General features: G+C 40.0%; 8 protein-coding genes. 2 read left to right on the plus strand and 6 right to left on the minus strand.

Features of this window, described 5'->3' with window-relative positions; all coding sequences use genetic code 11:
• Nucleotides 1-411: 411 nt before the first annotated feature.
• Complete coding sequence (locus tag L3V46_RS21580) at nucleotides 412-1,206, minus strand: OmpA family protein (RefSeq protein WP_239046714.1); 795 nt, start codon at nucleotides 1,204-1,206, stop codon at nucleotides 412-414.
• Between the two features lie 63 nt (nucleotides 1,207-1,269).
• The gene (locus tag L3V46_RS22880) at nucleotides 1,270-12,147 is read right to left on the minus strand and encodes an ESPR-type extended signal peptide-containing protein (protein ID WP_343212679.1); all 10,878 of its coding nucleotides are present in this window, start codon (nucleotides 12,145-12,147) and stop codon (nucleotides 1,270-1,272) included.
• A gap of 740 nt (nucleotides 12,148-12,887) precedes the next feature.
• Here L3V46_RS22880 and fmt point away from each other — a divergent pair.
• Together fmt and rsmB are read left to right on the plus strand one after the other, a co-directional pair.
• Complete coding sequence (fmt, locus tag L3V46_RS21595; protein ID WP_239046715.1) at nucleotides 12,888-13,847, plus strand: methionyl-tRNA formyltransferase; 960 nt, start codon at nucleotides 12,888-12,890, stop codon at nucleotides 13,845-13,847.
• Nucleotides 13,844-15,151 (plus strand): 16S rRNA (cytosine(967)-C(5))-methyltransferase RsmB, encoded by a 1,308-nt coding sequence (rsmB, locus tag L3V46_RS21600; RefSeq protein WP_239046716.1) that lies wholly within the window; start codon nucleotides 13,844-13,846, stop codon nucleotides 15,149-15,151. The genes fmt and rsmB overlap by 4 nt, the downstream gene beginning before the upstream one ends.
• Nucleotides 15,152-15,201: 50 nt before the next feature.
• Here the strand turns inward: rsmB and L3V46_RS21605 are convergent, their stop codons facing one another.
• The 4 genes from L3V46_RS21605 to L3V46_RS21620 form a co-directional block, all read right to left on the minus strand.
• A complete protein-coding gene (locus tag L3V46_RS21605; protein WP_004718897.1) occupies nucleotides 15,202-15,345 on the minus strand; it encodes a methionine/alanine import family NSS transporter small subunit in 144 nt (47 codons plus the stop codon).
• 10 nt (nucleotides 15,346-15,355) lie between these two features.
• Complete coding sequence (locus L3V46_RS21610; protein WP_034618072.1) at nucleotides 15,356-16,834, minus strand: sodium-dependent transporter; 1,479 nt, start codon at nucleotides 16,832-16,834, stop codon at nucleotides 15,356-15,358.
• Between the two features lie 309 nt (nucleotides 16,835-17,143).
• Entirely contained in the window at nucleotides 17,144-17,731 is a 588-nt protein-coding gene (locus L3V46_RS21615; protein WP_239046717.1) for a DUF1287 domain-containing protein, read from the minus strand.
• 59 nt (nucleotides 17,732-17,790) lie between these two features.
• Nucleotides 17,791-19,239 carry an aldehyde dehydrogenase family protein gene (locus L3V46_RS21620; protein WP_239046718.1) on the minus strand — a complete coding sequence of 483 codons (1,449 nt, stop codon included), beginning with the start codon at nucleotides 19,237-19,239 and terminating at the stop codon, nucleotides 17,791-17,793.
• Nucleotides 19,240-19,303 lie beyond the last annotated feature (64 nt).

The raw sequence follows: 19,303 nt of genomic DNA on the forward strand, positions 1-19,303 counted from the left end.
CCAACAAGCTTTATAGATAAATAAAACATTAGAATTTAATATAACGCTATCGTGTTGGATAAAACACAAAACTTCTATGAATAATTTTTTATTTTTTAATAAAAAATATTTATCATTTAACAAAATTCACTAAATTTTATTTTATAAAAGGCATCAAAAAGAAGCCCGTTCATTCATTTTGCACAGATTATTTCTGTTTAATCAAAATGTTTTGTTGCTGATGTTTCTGCTGGGCTAAATTGGCAATCAATATTATTTGGTGATGTATGATTTATTCAAAATAAACCAGAACAGTAAATAATTTAAAACGCCCGATGAATTTCATCGGGCGTTGGCATGCAATAAAGCTCAATCTATTTGAAGAATAAACACCTTCTTTTAAACTGAATTTATTTGATTATGCATTCAGTTTTACCAAGTGATGTTTACTCGGCGATTAGGTGCTAAACACTCAACCAATTGAATTTTTTTGTTCATTCCATTGCATTTCTGATACACATCCGTTTTATTTTCTGCTGAAAATTGAATTTGATCCGCAGGAATACCCTGTTGTTTCAATAAATCTACAACGGTATTGGCTCTCGCCGCTGATAACCTTTGGTTATACGGAAATGAACCTAAACGGTCAGTATAACCAGCAACAAAAATCTTGCTATTCCCATCAGTTTGCTTAATTTGATCAGCAATTTTGCTAATCACTTCAGGATTTTTTACCCCACTTTTACCTGAATGATCAAAATAGAATAAAACACTGGCTGATTGGCCTGTAGCGGATAGAGCCGTTTGTTCTGTCGCGGATTGGTTATTGATACCCCAAGCCATCAGACCTTGGCATTGTTCACCTTTCCAATATAAGTTTTCTGAACGGTAGTGCTTATCAAAGTCTATGCGCAACTGGCAACGTTTATATTGATTTGAACTCGGCTCTCGAACATCCAATACATAGTTCCAAGTTTTAACAGCAAAAAGGCCCTCAGAAAATTGCGGATTCCCCAAAACATGGCGAATCTGATCTTTGCTTAAACCTTTATCTAAACGTGCCACGTCATCATATTCATAACGATTCACTTGCTTTAAATAACTGTCTTTCACTTCAGGAAAATGAATTTCTTGGGTATTTGATGTTTCAACTTCAGCTGCATGACTCAATGACATCACAAGACCACTGAATACACTGAACATAATTTTTTTGTTAAATGCTTTCATTTTTTCTCTCTTAAAAATTTGCGAAGAAAAAGGAAGACCGTTCGATCTTCCTTGTCTCGTGATTTAGTCAATTACACCACTGATACCGATACGAACACTTGGGTCGCCTTGAGATGCTGCTGCAACACCACCTGTAATCGACCAACGTCCGTTGTCTGCAGTTTTACGTAAGGTCACACCTACCGCATTCTCACCACCATGGTATGCCGCACCTGCTGCATAGGTATATTTACCAGGAATATATGGTGCTGATTCAAGTGCCATTGCTGCTGCAATACCCGCATTGGCTTTTTTCTCAACATCATCAATCCGGTTATTGGTAATACGGAAAGCGTTGTCTAACTTGTTGCTGACATTGTCAATTTTGCTATTCAATGCTTGATCCGCTTGGTTCAATGCATCGATTGCACCACCGACATTGTTATACTTAGAATCACCTACATTGTAAGTTGGTGCAGTGAAGCTACCCGTAATGTTGTCATAGCCAGCACCACCGCCAAGATAATTCACAACTGCTTGGTTGGTCGTGTTCAATTGGCTGCCGTTGACTGCATCTTTTGATGTTGCATTGACTGCGCCATCTTTAACACCTGTCACAACGCGGTTGCCATCTGTACCCGCCACACTCACACTTGTACCACCAGTATCTTTCGCAACTGTAACTGTTGCGTCTTTACCTGCTTGTTGAACTAAGCCGACAGTACCATTGTTAATATCATTTTTGATATTGCTGATATCCGTTGAGTTTTGATCAACTTGTTGCTGAACATTCCACAATTGACCGCCATTTACAGCATCTTTAGAACCTTGAGTGACTGCACCATCTTTTACATTGCTAATGGTTGTACCATTTGTACCACCACCAAGTGTGATCTTATCTTTTGATGCATCGTCATATTTAACGGCATTATTGGCAAGCTCATTGACATTGTTATTCACAGTGCCAATTGCGCTATCTAACTGCCCTTTATTAACTGCATCTGTAGCATTTACAGCATTTGCCACGTTGGTAATTGTTTTATTACCCGCGTTAATACCTGCCACCGTTACACTTGGTCCACCGGCAATGGTTAATCCTGTGTTGTTTATCACAACCGCATTATTACCAATTGAGATTCCAGCATTATTGAGAACCGTATCACCTGCTTTCACAGAATCAACTGTTAAATCTTTTGCTGTTGATACTTCATAGTTGTCTGAACCATCAGCATTTTTGCTCTTATTCACAACAATATTCTGACCATTAGAAACAGTCGTTTTAGATGTTGTTGCTGCAGAACCAATGGCTTTATCCAATGCTGTTAAAGCATCACCAACATTGGACTGATTACCTTGTGCAACATTATAGGTTGGCCCAGTAATGGTGCCATCAGCATTGACCTTCGCATTACCGCCCAAACCATTTACAAGTGCGTTTTGAGTGGTAACAACTTGGTTACCAACAGCTTTTAACTGCGCTACGTTTACAGCATCAGCATCTGCGCTACCCGCTGCAACACCTGTAATTTGACGATAAATACCGCTTGCCGCATCACCAACTGCTACTGCACCAGTTGTTGATGTTGTATTGCTAATCGCTGTTTTGTCTGCACTTGTTGCAGCTGACAGCGCATAACCTGCAACACCTGCACTAGTTGTCGCCGCTGAGCCATTGCCTAACACAACTGAACCAGCAACTGTTTTAGTCACATTGTTTCCAAGTACAAACGTATCATCTGTAAGCACTTGGTTATTATTACCTACAGAATAACTGTTCGCACCATCAACAATGGTCGGATCACCAATCGCACCAGAATGGTTGCCTTTCACTTTATTGCCCGTACCAATACTGATTGATTGTGTACCTAATGCCTCAGCACCTTGACCAATAGCAATGGATTGTTTGCCCTCAGCTTTTGTATTGTGACCTAATGCAACAGCACTATCTGCACCCGTTGCCACAATTGCATTTACACCAATCGCTGTAGAGTTTAAACCACCCGCACTTGAGTCATTGGTTGTACCTAAATCACCTTTCGACATATCTGCATTGGTATGGAAGAACTTAATACCATCGGTATTCATCTTCTGTACTGTTTGGCCAATCGTCAGACGATCTGTGGTTTCTTGACCTTGCTTATCGTAGGTTAAGAATAATGAGTCTTGGTTTTTATTGTCAGGTTTCGTATTTACAACTTGATCAATAATATTCACTTTGTTGCCATTACCATCTACAACTTCAGTGATGTTTTTCGTGACAGCTTGCTTCAATTGCTCTTCAGTCGCGGCTCTACCTTTAGTCGCAAAATCACTTGCTCTTAAGTCAGTATTACTTAAGCCTTCGATTGTATTGCTGGCTTTATTTACAACAACATTACCTACTGTCACTTTGTCGAAGTTTACGTCTTTCGCTGTCGCAACTTGATAGTTACTTGAACCATCTGCATTGGTACCTGCAGTCACAACAACGTTGTCTCCAGCTGTAACTGTGGTCTTCGCTTTGGTTGCTGAATCTTTAATGCTGTTGATTGCACCATCAATTGTGTTTGAACCCGTGCCACCAATGTTGCTTGTCGTAATGATGCCAGTCGTTGCATCTCTCGTGGTCAAACCGCCAATTGCATTTTTCAGACTATTACCAACATCGTACAATTGACTACCGTTGATCGCATCAGTTGATGTTGCGTTAATAGCGCCTGCTTTAACGTTGGTGATCGTGGTTCCACCTGTACCTCCAAGGGTTACGTTGTCATAGTTTGCACTACCATCAGCATTTTTGTCGTACTTCACTGCAAACTTATCAGTTTCACCTTGCGATGCATTCAGGGTATTGATCGCTTTGTTAATGCTGGTTTCTGTGTTGCCACTACCATCTTTCACTGTCAACGCTGTGTTATCTACACCTGCAATGGTATTGCCTGAGCCATCTTTAACCGAGATACCATCTTTACCGATCACTGTAGAACCATTTGTACCATTGGTGCCATCGTTCACTGTAATGCCAGTTAAGTTATTGAGGTTTTTATTTAACTCAATCGCAACTTGACCATTTGCAACCTTCGTAGTGATGTTGCTATCTGCACCAACAACTTCAACCGCTTCGCCTAGGTTCTTCTGAACTTTAGCGCCATCTGCTGCTTGTAATGCAAAGCCTTTACTGGTCGCTGCATTAGTCGCGTCAACAACTGCATTGTTCAAATCACCAGCGTTAACACCTTTGCTCGCATTGGCCTCTTTAGTGTAGTCACCCGCACTCGCAACATTGTTTAAGCTTGTACCACCTGTTGTGGTGATCTTGCCTGTCGTTGCATCTTTAGTACTACTTGAAGCACTACCTGCTAATGTGATGTTGTTATAGTTTGCACTGCCATCAGCATTCTTGTCGTACTTCACTGCAAACTTATCAGTTTCACCTTGCGATGCATTCAGGGTATTGATCGCTTTGTTAATGCTGGTTTCTGTGTTGCCACTACCGTCTTTCACTGTCAACGCTGTGTTATCTACACCTGCAATGGTATTGCCTGAGCCATCTTTAACCGAGATACCATCTTTACCGATCACTGTAGAACCATTTGTACCATTGGTGCCATCGTTCACTGTAATGCCAGTTAAGTTATTGAGGTTTTTATTTAACTCAATCGCAACTTGACCATTTGCAACCTTCGTAGTGATGTTGCTATCTGCACCAACAACTTCAACCGCTTCGCCTAGGTTCTTCTGAACTTTAGCGCCATCTGCTGCTTGTAATGCAAAGCCTTTACTGGTCGCTGCATTAGTCGCGTCAACAACTGCATTGTTCAAATCACCAGCGTTAACACCTTTGCTCGCATTGGCCTCTTTAGTGTAGTCACCCGCACTCGCAACATTGTTTAAGCTTGTACCACCTGTTGTGGTGATCTTGCCTGTCGTTGCATCTTTAGTACTACTTGAAGCACTACCTGCTAATGTGATGTTGTTATAGTTTGCACTGCCATCAGCATTCTTGTCGTACTTCACTGCAAACTTATCAGTTTCACCTTGCGATGCATTCAGGGTATTGATCGCTTTGTTAATGCTGGTTTCTGTGTTGCCACTACCGTCTTTCACTGTCAACGCTGTGTTATCTACACCTGCAATGGTATTGCCTGAGCCATCTTTAACCGAGATACCATCTTTACCGATCACTGTAGAACCATTTGTACCATTGGTGCCATCGTTCACTGTAATGCCAGTTAAGTTATTGAGGTTTTTATTTAACTCAATCGCAACTTGACCATTTGCAACCTTCGTAGTGATGTTGCTATCTGCACCAACAACTTCAACCGCTTCGCCTAGGTTCTTCTGAACTTTAGCGCCATCTGCTGCTTGTAATGCAAAGCCTTTACTGGTCGCTGCATTAGTCGCGTCAACAACTGCATTGTTCAAATCACCAGCGTTAACACCTTTGCTCGCATTGGCCTCTTTAGTGTAGTCACCCGCACTCGCAACATTGTTTAAGCTTGTACCACCTGTTGTGGTGATCTTGCCTGTCGTTGCATCTTTAGTACTACTTGAAGCACTACCTGCTAATGTGATGTTGTTATAGTTTGCACTGCCATCAGCATTCTTGTCGTACTTCACTGCAAACTTATCAGTTTCACCTTGCGATGCATTCAGGGTATTGATCGCTTTGTTAATGCTGGTTTCTGTGTTGCCACTACCGTCTTTCACTGTCAACGCTGTGTTATCTACACCTGCAATGGTATTGCCTGAGCCATCTTTAACCGAGATACCATCTTTACCGATCACTGTAGAACCATTTGTACCATTGGTGCCATCGTTCACTGTAATGCCAGTTAAGTTATTGAGGTTTTTATTTAACTCAATCGCAACTTGACCATTTGCAACCTTCGTAGTGATGTTGCTATCTGCACCAACAACTTCAACCGCTTCGCCTAGGTTCTTCTGAACTTTAGCGCCATCTGCTGCTTGTAATGCAAAGCCTTTACTGGTCGCTGCATTAGTCGCGTCAACAACTGCATTGTTCAAATCACCAGCGTTAACACCTTTGCTCGCATTGGCCTCTTTAGTGTAGTCACCCGCACTCGCAACATTGTTTAAGCTTGTACCACCTGTTGTGGTGATCTTGCCTGTCGTTGCATCTTTAGTACTACTTGAAGCACTACCTGCTAATGTGATGTTGTTATAGTTTGCACTGCCATCAGCATTCTTGTCGTACTTCACTGCAAACTTGTCAGTTTCACCTTGCGATGCATTGAGAGTATTGATCGCTTTGTTAATGCTGGTTTCTGTGTTGCCACTACCATCTTTCACTGTCAACGCTGTGTTATCTACACCTGCAATAGTATTGCCTGAGCCATCTTTAACCGAGATACCATCTTTACCGATCACTGTAGAACCATTTGTACCATTGGTTCCATCGTTCACTGTAACGCTGGTTAAGTTCAAGTCTTTGCTTAAAGCAAACGCAACATTGTTACCTGTCTTGGTTGCGGTAAGGTTAGTATCCGCTGGCGTAGCTACACCAATATCAACCGTATCTCCCGCTTTGATCGCACCAGTATTCTGACCGTTGGTTTGTAAGTTAAAGCCACCTTTTAAGGTCGTGATGTCAGATGTATTGGTTGCGATATTCGACGTATTGGTTGCAATGTCTTTGCTATTCTGAGCTACATTCTGGTTTGTCGTATAAAGCTGACTACCATTGATTGCATCTGTTGAGTTTGCAGAAACATCACCCGCTTTAACATTTGTCAGCGTTGTACCTGCAGCGCCACCGCCTAAAGTCACTTTATCTTTAGTTGTGGCGTTATCGTATTTCACTGCCGAATTATCTGTTGCTGTTTGTTGTCCCGCCAAAGCATCTAATTGACCTTTGTTTACAACATCTTTCGCATCAGTTCCTGCTTCTACACCACTGATCTTGTTGGTTGTTTTATCTATAACAACATTACCAACTGTCACTTTATCTGCGGTTATACCAGCAGTGTTAATCACTGTATTACCTGTAGTAACGCTGGTTAAGTTCAAATCTTTACTTAAAGCAAACGCGACATTGTTACCTGTCTTGGTCGCTGTAAGGTTAGTGTCCGCTGGAGTTGCTACACCAATATCAATCGTGTCACCCGCTTTAATCGCACCACTATTCTGACCGTTAGTTTGTAAGTTAAAACCACCTTTTAAGGTCGTGATGTCAGATGTATTGGTCGCAATATTTGATGTATTGGTTGCAATGTCTTTGCTATTCTGAGCTACATTCTGGTTTGTCGTATAAAGCTGACTACCATTGATTGCATCTGTTGAGTTTGCAGAAACATCACCCGCTTTAACATTTGTCAGCGTTGTACCTGTAGCGCCACCGCCTAAAGTCACTTTATCTTTAGTTGTGGCGTTGTCGTATTTCACTGCCGAATTATCTGTTACTGTTTGTTGTCCCGCCAAAGCATCTAATTGACCTTTGTTTACAACATCTTTCGTATCAGTTCCTGCTTCTACACCACTGATCTTGTTGGTTGTTTTATCTATAACAACATTGCCAACAGTCACTTTATCTGCGGTTATACCAGCAGTGTTAATCACTGTATTACCTGTAGTAACGCTGGTTAAGTTCAAGTCTTTGCTTAAAGCAAACGCGACATTATTACCTGTCTTGGTTGCGGTAAGGTTGGTGTCCGCTGGAGTTGCTACACCAATATCAACCGTATCGCCCGCTTTGATCGCACCACTATTCTTACCGTTAGTTTGTAAATTAAAGCCACCTTTTAAGGTACTGATATCAGACGTATTTGTTGCGATATTCGACGTATTGGTCGTAATTTGATTACCTTGATTAGTGACAGTGGTATTTAACGTACTAATGTCTGATGTGTTTTTCGCAACATTTTGATTAGTCGTAAATAATTGGCCACCATTCACAGCATCTGTTGATGCTGCTGTACTGATATCACCTGCTGCTACATTGGTAATCTTTTTACCACCTGCATTGATCCCAGTCGTTTTATCAACCACCACAGTACCAACAGTCACTTTATCCGCGGTTACACCAGTGTTGTTAATCACGGTATTACCTGTAGTAACGCTGGTTAAGTTCAAGTCTTTGCTTAAAGCAAACGCAACATTGTTACCTGTCTTGGTTGCGGTAAGGTTGGTATCCGCTGGCGTAGCTACACCAATATCAATCGTGTCACCCGCTTTAATCGCACCACTATTCTTACCGTTAGTTTGTAAGTTAAAACCACCTTTTAAGGTACTGATATCAGACGTATTGGTCGTAATTTGATTACCTTGATTGGTAACAGTGGTATTTAACGTACTAATGTCTGATGTGTTTTTCGCAACATTTTGATTAGTCGTAAATAATTGACCACCATTCACAGCATCTGTTGATGTTGCTGAGCTGATATCACCTGCCGCTACATTGGTAATCTTTTTACCACCCGCATTGATTCCAGTCGTTTTATCAACCACCACAGTACCAACAGTCACTTTATCTGCGGTTACACCAGCATTGTTAATCACGGTATTACCTGTGGTAACGCTGGTTAAGTTCAAGTCTTTGCTTAAAGCAAACGCAACATTGTTACCTGTCTTGGTTGCGGTAAGGTTAGTATCCGCTGGCGTAGCTACACCAATATCAACCGTGTCACCCGCTTTAATCGCACCACTGTTCTTACCGTTAGTTTGTAAGTTAAAACCACCTTTTAATGTACTGATATCAGTACCTTGGTTGGTAACAGTTGTCGTCAAATTACTTACATTTTGATTAGTCGTAAATAATTGACCACCATTCACAGCATCTGTTGATCCTGCTGTACTGATATCACCTGCCGCTACATTGGTAATCTTTTTACCACCCGCATTGATCCCAGTCGTTTTATCAACCACCACAGTACCAACAGTCACTTTATCCGCTGTTACACCAGCGTTGTTTATCACTGTATTACCTGTGGTAACACTGGTTAAATTCAAGTCTTTGCTTAAAGCAAACGCAACATTGTTACCTGTCTTGGTTGCGGTAAGGTTGGTATCCGCTGGCGTAGCTACACCAATATCAACCGTATCTCCCGCTTTAATCGCACCACTATTCTTACCGTTGGTTTGTAAATTAAAGCCACCTTTTAAGGTGCTGATATCAGATGTATTGGTTGCAATATTCGACGTATTGGTCGTGATTTGATTACCTTGATTAGTGACAGTAGTATTTAACGTACTAATGTCTGATGTGTTTTTCGCAACATTTTGATTAGTCGTAAATAATTGGCCACCATTCACAGCATCTGTTGATGCTGCTGTACTGGTATCACCTGCCGCTACATTGGTAATCTTTTTACCACCTGCATTGATCCCAGTCGTTTTATCAAGCACCACAGTACCAACAGTCACTTTATCCGCTGTTACACCAGCGTTGTTAATCACTGTGTTACCTGTAGTAACGCTGGTTAAGTTCAAGTCTTTGCTTAAAGCAAACGCAACATTATTACCTGTCTTAGTTGCTGTAAGGTTGGTATCCGCTGGCGTAGCTACACCAATATCAACCGTGTCACCCGCTTTAATCGCACCACTGTTCTTACCATTAGTTTGTAAGTTAAAGCCGCCTTTTAATGTACTGATATCAGATGTATTGGTCGTGATTTGATTACCTTGATTGGTAACAGTTGTCGTCAAATTACTTACGTTTTGATTAGTCGTAAATAATTGACCACCATTCACTGCATCTGTTGATGCTGCTGTACTGATATCACCTGCCGCTACATTGGTAATCTTTTTACCGCCCGCATTGATCCCAGTCGTTTTATCAACCACCACAGTACCAACAGTAACTTTATCCGCGGTTACACCAGCGTTGTTAATCACGGTATTACCTGTAGTAACGCTGGTTAAGTTCAAGTCTTTGCTTAAAGCAAATGCGACATTGTTACCTGTCTTGGTTGCGGTAAGGTTAGTGTCTGCTGGTGTTGCTACACCAATATCAACTGTGTCACCCGCTTTAATCGCACCACTATTCTTACCATTAGTTTGTAAGTTAAAACCACCTTTTAATGTGCTGATATCATTACCTTGATTGGTAACAGTTGTCGTCAAATTACTTACGTTTTGATTGGTTGTAGTTAATTGACCAAAGTTAACGGCATCACCTGTTGCTGTCCCTGCAGCAACATTTGTAATTTTTTGACTGTTTAAATTTGCCCCACCATTTAAATTACTTATACCTGTAACAGTCTGAGTTCCACCTATCGTACTATTTCCTGTAACAGCACTTGCGCCATTTACCTGCAAACCTGTAGAAGTCACTGTTCCTGCAAAGTTAGGAGCATCTGCTATTTGTATTGCAATTGCACCGCTCTGATCTGTTACCGTTTTAACATTCGCACCGCTATAAGTACCAGTTGTTGTTGCTGTTCCACTAATTGCAATACTATCTCCAAGCTTACGATTAATATCTGTCGTATCGCCCGATTTTCTAGCATTTCCAGTGAATGTTATGGCTTTATTTGCTTGTGTGCTTACAGTATCAAGTTGACCTTTATTGACGGCTTGATCAGCTGTTGTGGCATTAGCAACATTATTAATCGTAGTGTTAGCTGCATTGATGCCACTACTCGTAACACTTGGACCGCCTGTAATTGTTAAGCCAGTATTATCTAACTTACTATTTCCAGTCGTAACAGTTGTAAATGTTGGTGTTGCACTTGTAGCAACTGAATACGATATTGAACCATCGGCAGCTGTTGTAGGCGTAACAACAATATTTGAACCACCTGTAACACTTCGTTGAGTCGCTTTAATTGCGTCATCAATTGTTGTTTTACCCGTTCCACCAATATTAGTTGGGGCTGTATATGCATTGGTTGCTGCATTATATGCAGCACCACTACCTACACCTAAAGCACCAGCCAAACGACCATTTGTATCATCATAAGCTTTGTCTAGTTGAGCAACTGTCACAGCATCTGATGCTGCTGAACCATCTGCTACGTTTTGAATTCGACGGTTACCAGCTGCTGTACCATTACCAACTGATACGGCTCCAACAGTTGGAGCCGCTTGCGATGTTAAAAATCCTGTCCCAGTAATAGCTGATGTTATTGAGTTTGAACCTAACGCCACACTGTTATCGATAGAAGCAACGGCATTAGAGCCTATTGCCGTACCCGCAACAGTTGAACCAGTTACTTTAGCGTTTACACCTATTGCTGTACCTTTTGTTGTTCCAGCAGCAGTAACAGATTGAGCACCAACAGCAACACCGCTATCATTGATATCAAATGTAAATGAATCAGCCGAAGCACCTGTCCCCAATGCAAAGCTTTGTCCCCAGCTTTGTGCGCCTTTACCAATTGCAATAGAATTGATATCAGTTGTGCCACCAGTAGCTGTAGCTCCATCACCTATTGCAATACTACCACTAGCTGATGTTTGAGCATTTCGTCCAATAGCAATTGCACCAATACCAGAAGTCCCCGAATCAGTACCTATCGCTATTGATGAAGTATTAGACGCTACAGCTCCCGAACCCAGAGCAACACTTGACTCACCTGTTGCTTTAGTATCAACACCTGCAGCAAGTGCCCATTGTGCAGCTTCAGTATTATGTCCTAAAGCAGTACCGCCTTTTCCTGTAACCTTCGCATAGCTCCCATATGCTGTTGCACCTAGTACTCCACCACCCGAAGCATTACAACCTGCAACAGTAGAGTACGTACCAGAACCATCGGTTATCGCCCCAGTTGTTCCATTGGTTTGAGCTTTATAAACTGTTGTATTTCCACCAGATACGCAATCTGCATCATTTTTATTTCCTTGTGCTTGCATATCTATAGTGTTAGCCATAGCCTCTGGACTAAACGCTACCATCAAGCTAACTGTTGCTGCCCCAATAATTCCAGTGACTTTTGAAGACTTGGTTTTCCCTTTTGCCAATTCAGAAACTGCAACCCATGCCGACAAAGTCGCATTCCAAATCACTTTGTAGATCTTATTCATATTACTTTTCCTTTAGGAGGTGCATTACAGCCGCTGATTTCGCCTCAATAATGCATATAAAATGTACAATTTTTTTTATTTAACAATTTACATACATTTAAAGCAATAGAAAAATTGAGATATATTTCACTTATTTTATTTTTTTAAACACATGGTCTAAACTTTTAAATAAAAAGTAAAATAACCATACATTTTTTAATTTTTATAGCTATAAATCAGCAATTTATATACCAATCAAAAAACATTAAGATTTATTAAATACATATTGTTCTTAAATCGAGCATGTGACAAAATTTGTCACATTTAACAAAATAATGTGAGACTTAGTTTACATTTGACATATTGTTAAATTTCGATTAACTGCCTATGCTTATTCAGTTAACAATTTTTTATTGTGTAATAGGTCACAATAATTCTAGTTTAAATCTCTAAATCATCTGTTTGTTTAGATTAAGTTAAAAATAAGACCTATTTCTATCAATTTAAAGTGAAAAATTTTATATAAAAAAGTGATATTTATTTTAAAAATGAATGTTGGTTAATTTAGATTTACGCGAATTTTAAGAGTGCTGTAAAAGACATCTTCTGACTATTTCCAAACCAGATAGGTGATCAGAACAAAATATACAATTGATCGTATTTTATTTTTTACATAGAAAAACCCGTATTTTCATTTGAAAACGCCACCGTATAATCAGGTTTGCTATAATTCAATTTAAAATTTAATCTGAGCATAACCTTTGAAGATCATTTTTGCAGGTACACCCGAATTTGCAGCTTCTGCTTTAGCAGCACTCATTGAAACTGATCACGAAATCGTCGCTGTGTATACTCAACCTGACCGTAAATCAGGTCGTGGACAAAAATTGACAGCTTCAGCCGTGAAACAACTTGCGCTCGCAAATAACTTACCCGTCTATCAACCACTTCATTTCAAAGCATCAACAGACGAAGGCTTAACGGCTCAACAAGAATTAGCAGCTTTGGGTGCAGATGTACTGGTGGTTGCGGCTTATGGTTTAATTTTGCCTCAGGCCATATTAGATACACCGCGCTATGGTTGTTTAAATATTCATGGTTCTTTGCTACCACGTTGGCGTGGTGCTGCTCCGATTCAGCGTGCCATTGCAACGGGTGACACTGAAACCGGAGTAACGATCATGAAAATGGCGGCTGGACTAGATACAGGCGATATGATCTTTAAAACAGTTTGCCCAATCACAGCACAAGAAACCTCAGCGACTTTATATGACAAACTTGCGCTCCAAGGCGCTGAAGCAATTTGTGTGGTATTAGAGTCAGAACAAAAATTACAACAATATTTAGATGCACGTGAAGTGCAAGATGAACAATTTACGGTATATGCACATAAACTCACAAAAGCTGAAGCACAAATTGATTGGACTAAATCAGCAGTTGAACTTGATCGTAATATTCGGGCATTCAATCCTTGGCCAGTCGCATTTACACCAATAGATGAAAGCAATAATTTACGTGTGTGGAATTCTCAAATTTCAGACCTTACAGCCAATGGCGAAGCACCCGGAACCATTATCGAAATGAACAAACAAGGTGTACATGTGCTGTGTGGAGATGGTGTGATTTGTCTGACTAGCCTACAATGGCCAGGTGGCAAAGCCATTAACCCTGTACAAATTATACAAAGCCATAAACTTTCAGTAGGAAATATATTCGCATGAGCCAAATTCAATCATCTGCAAAAAATTTGAATTTGCGCGCACAAGTGGTTAAAACACTTTTAGCTGTTCAAAATGGACAGTCTTTGGCTTCCGTTTTAAACCAACATATCAATATTATTTCTGAACGTGATCGTGGTTTATACCATGAGCTTACTTTGGGCTGTTTACGTCAGTGGTATTCTTTAAAAGCAATTACCTTACCCTTGCTCACAAAACCGTTAGACAATGAGGCACTAGAAAGTTGCTTATATTTGGGTTTATACCAGATTTTATGCACCCGTATTCCTGCACATGCGGCGATTTCAGAAACTGTCAATGCAGCGAAGCAATTAGGTTTTGAACCGATGAGTGGTTTGGTCAATGCCATCCTTCGTCGTGTTTCACGTGAAACAACTGAGTTTCAAACGGCTTTGAATAATACCCATGGTTTACCAAGCTGGCTGTTCAAACGACTTAAAAAAGATTGGGCTGATCTACTCCCTGAAATCTGTCAAAATTTAAAACAAGTTGCCCCACTAACGCTGCGTGTCAATGAACGTCAAATTAGTCGTGATGAATATCTTGATATTTTAGATGAAGAACAGATTGATGCTCGTCCTTGTACACTTTCAGATGTTGGTATAGTTCTGGAACAAACGGGCAATATTACTCATTTACCTGGCTTTGAAGAAGGCGGGTTTTCTGTTCAAGATGAACATGCTCAATTGTGTGCAACACTGTTACCCAACTTAGATGACAAGGTCATTATCGATGCTTGTGCAGCACCGGGTGGTAAAGCAGCTCATATCTTAGAACGTTTCAATCCTAAAAAATTAATCGCACTTGATCATGATGCTAAACGCTTATTGCGTGTTTCAGAAAACTTGGAACGCCTTGAATTAAATGTTGATGCAACAGTTGAGATCATCACAGCAGATGCTACAACATGGGTGCCTAAAGAATTGGTCGATTGCATCGTATTGGATGCACCATGTTCTGCTATTGGTGTTCTACGTCGTCATCCTGATATTCGCTTATTGCGTCAATCTACAGATATTCAGCAAGTGGTCGATCTGCAAAAGCAAATTTTAAAGCATATGTGGCAGCAGCTTAAAGTTGGCGGAACACTACTTTATATTACCTGCTCAATTCTAAAAGTTGAAAATGAACAGCAGATGGTCGAATTTTTTGCTGAACATGCAGATGCTGAAGAAATCAAGATTGACGCAAACTGGGGAATAGAACAAATTCACGGTCGTCAATTGTTGCCTGAAGCGCATCATGGTGATGGTTTCTATTATTGTCGAATTCAAAAAACAGCTTAAAAAACGCATTAAAAAAGCAGGCTCATTCGCCTGCTTTTTTTGGCTCAAGTTTAAAGGGTATGGTGATCTTTGACTTCTTCCAGAACTTCATCCAGTTCTTCAGGATTTTTCATCAAATGTAGGATCGATAAAATCAACCCACCCCATAAAAATACCATTGAAATAATCATCATCACGATTGCAGAAGTATTCATTTTGACGCTCCTATCGATCTTTCATTTTGCTAAGGACTAAAGCAATAACAGCACAGAAAATCACACTGCCCCAACCAAAGAACATCAACATACTAGAACTATAGGTATCGTATCCATTTTTAATCAAGCTAAAAACGGTCATAGATAAAGTGACCAGCAAAATTAAAGAAGTGATTACGGTTAAAGTGAAATCCCAACCTTTACCAAGCTGCACAGTTGAAATACGATTCACATGATCACGTAATTCCATCAATGCTGAACGTTTAAACCACGCTATCGAAATGATTGACAATAATGCACCGCCAATAATCCCAATGTTATTGATAAAGTGATCGACGATATCTACCAGTTTAATCGAGTTCACGCTAGAGAATAAGAAAATTGAAACCAGCGCACTACCACCGCCAATGATGCTTACGGCTTTTTTACGCCCCCATTTTAACTTGTCTTGCATCGCTGCAATCGGCACTTCAAGGATACTCACCATTGAAGAAATACCCGCAACAAATAAAGAAGAGAAGAACAGTAAACCGAATAAATCCGCACCAGTCCCTAAACTAGAAATGATTTTAGGGAAAGCAATGAATGCCAAGCCGATACCACCACTGACCACTTGGTCTACAGGTTTTCCAGCTGAAAATGCCATAAAGCCCAGCGCCGCGAAGATACCAATCCCCGCAAGGATTTCAGTAGACGCATTGGCAAAACCAACGATAAGGCCCGAGCCTGTTAAATTGGTTTTTGGTTTAAGATACGAGGCATAAGTCACCATGATCCCAAAGCCAACAGAGAGTGAAAAGAACGTATGACCAAATGCTGCAAGCCATACTTTATAATCCCACATCGCTGCCCAGTTTGGTGTAAAGAAAGCATTTAAACCTTGAACTGCACCGGGTAAACGCAACGCTTGAATAACAAGAATCGTGAACAGAATAAACAGTAAAGGCATGAAAATTTTATTGGATAATTCAACCCCTTTTTTCACACCACCAAATAAGATGATCAACGTTAATGCCCAGATTCCTACAATTGGCCAAAATAAATGACCAACAAATTGAAAATCAAAACTTGTTGATTTTGAAGTTTGTAAATAGGTATTGAAGAAAAAGTTTTCAGGATCACTTCCCCACAATTGACCTACAGAAAAATAAACATAACTACCGGCCCATGTCAGTACGCTGGCATAGTACAAACCAATAATGATACAGACACAGACTTGCCACCAACCTAAAGTTTCGCCCCCTTTAAATAAAGCACGATAGGCTTTAGGAGGTGAAGTATTACTTTTATGCCCTGTCGCATAGTCTAAAAATAACAGTGGCAATCCTGCCGTGATAAGTGCAATTAAATATGGAATTAAAAAAGCGCCACCACCGTTTTCATAAGCAATGTAGGGAAAGCGCCAAATATTACCTAAACCGACAGCCGATCCAACAGCTGCGATAATAAAACCTGATCGTGATGTCCAGTTTTCACGAGATTCTGTCATAAAACACCTAATTCTGTAGATGTCCTCAAATGCTGCTTTTTTTCATTGTGATCTGCGAGCAAAAGAAGTACCAATTTTAAATTTTGTTGTTTGAATAAAACAGCACCTTTTGGGTGCTTTGTTATTATTCCAAACCAGTAACTTTGCAAACTTCTCGGTTAAAGTGCATCAACAAAATTACTGTTTAATGTTGTAACAATACTCGTTTTGCAGCGCTTTTTCTGTAATTTGTGTCTATTTTCTCAGGTTTTTTTTACTTTTTATTGCACATGGTTAATTTTTAGCTATTTTGCTTGGAATTGCCTATTTCTAATTGACCGTCTTGGGTAAACGATAATGCCCAATGATTTTATATTCATGCAAAATGTCATTTTCACGTGTTCCATAACCAATGTTATGAATAACCAAAGGTGTTTTTGACAACATTGTGGTTTTATTTGAAATGATACCAATGTGGGTTAAGCCTTTACCTAAATCCCATGCCACGATATCACCTGCTTGATACTTTTGATCATTCACTTGATAACTTTGACGCTGAAAATAGGTCATGATATTTGGAACCCGTCGATGATCAATATTTCGATCGGTTGCTTTTAAACCCCACTTTTGTGGATATTTTTTAAAATTGGCTTTCATATCTTCATGAATACGTTGTTGCAGATCTATACCTTGATGGCGTAAGGCGCGAATAACCACGTCTGTACATACACCTTTGATCAATGGAACATCACCCATTGGATAAGACAACTGAGTATAAGCAGGATCATAATAAAGTGTTTTCAAAATCTGAGAGCGTGCATCATTTACCAGTTTTTCAGATTGAAATGCCCAAATTTGCACACTCTGTAAGCAAAGCAAAACCATTAAAAAGAATGAATTGAAAAATTTTATTATCATTTTTTAACTCTATATAAAATTCAAAGAAATAAGGAGCCGTAGCTCCTTAGAATATTAACTTATTGTTTGATCACAAGTAAGCGCTCTTCCTGCATATCACCAATTGCAGACTGGATCCCCTCACGACCTAAACCCGAATCTTTCACACCACCATATGGCATATTATCAACTCTGAAGGTGGGTATATCATTGATAATTACCCCGCCCACGTGTAAATGATCCCATGCATAAAGCATCTTATTGAGATTTTGAGTATATACACCAGCTTGTAAACCAAAGCGACCTTGGTTAATCACTTCGATACCTTTCTCAAATGTTTTATATTTTTCTAAAATTGCCACAGGGCCAAATGCTTCATTTTGATAAATTTCAAGAGATTCATCGACATTTTCAAGCAAAGTTGGCTCGAATAAAACCCCTTTTAAAGTGCCACCAATTAAGATTTTCGCACCCTTTTTCTCCGCTTTATCTACCCATTTTTTTAAACGAATCGCTTCAGCCTCTTTGATCATTGGACCCACTATCGTGGTTTCTACATGTGGATCTGCCGCAGATAATTTTTTCAATTTTGCTAAGATTTTTTTTCTAAATTCTATATAAATATCAGCATGGACTAAAATTCGTTGCACACTAATACACACCTGTCCCGCATGACCATATGCACCACCAATTACTCGATCAATCAATGCATCACTTATTTCTGTATCAGGTTCAATTAAAACAGCTGCATTCCCCCCCAATTCGAGGGTTACTTTTTTACGACCAGCACGTGCTTTCATATCCCAACCCACTTGATCAGAACCGGTAAAGCTGAGCAGCTTAAAGCGATCATCCGTCACTAACACATCAGCATGTTCTCGTGGACAAGGCAAAATTGAAAATGCGCCTTTTGGTAAATCTGTTTCAGCCAAAATTTCTGCGATTTTTAATGCGGAAATTGGCGTCAAACTTGCCGGTTTCAATACAAATGGACAACCCGCTGCAATTGCTGGTGCAATTTTATGTGCTGTTAAATTCAAAGGAAAATTAAATGGACTGATCAGAGACACTGCACCAATCGGTACATGTTGTACCATTCCCCGATATGCAGAAGCCGCAGCCGTTACAGCCAAGGGCATTAAATGACCATCATTAATTGTGGAGACTGCATCTGCCGCTAGTTGAAAAGTATTAATCAGCCTTTCAACCTCAGCTGCTGCAGCAAGTTTAGGCTTTCCACCTTCGATAATTAAAATTTGGGTTAATTCTTCACGGAGCTCTTTAAAACGCTGAACACAATGTAACAGTATTTTTTGCTTCTGAAATGGTTTTAAAGCAGCCATTTCTTTCTCTGCTTTCACAGCTGCACTGATGGCTTTTTCTAAAATTTTTGCATCCGCTAAAGCCACTTTTGCATAAATTTTCCCCGAAAATTTATCATGAACTTCAAGCCATTGCCCTGATTTAATCGCTTTATTGGCGACATAAAGTGGGAATTCAATCACTGCTTGATCAATAGAATCACTCATCCTACACCCTCGATTTAATCTTTTTAATAATGCAAAATTTGATAAACCCCTATATCATGCCTTC

The organism is Acinetobacter sp. AG3, assembly GCF_022343575.1.
In the GTDB taxonomy this organism is placed as follows: domain Bacteria; phylum Pseudomonadota; class Gammaproteobacteria; order Pseudomonadales; family Moraxellaceae; genus Acinetobacter; species Acinetobacter guillouiae.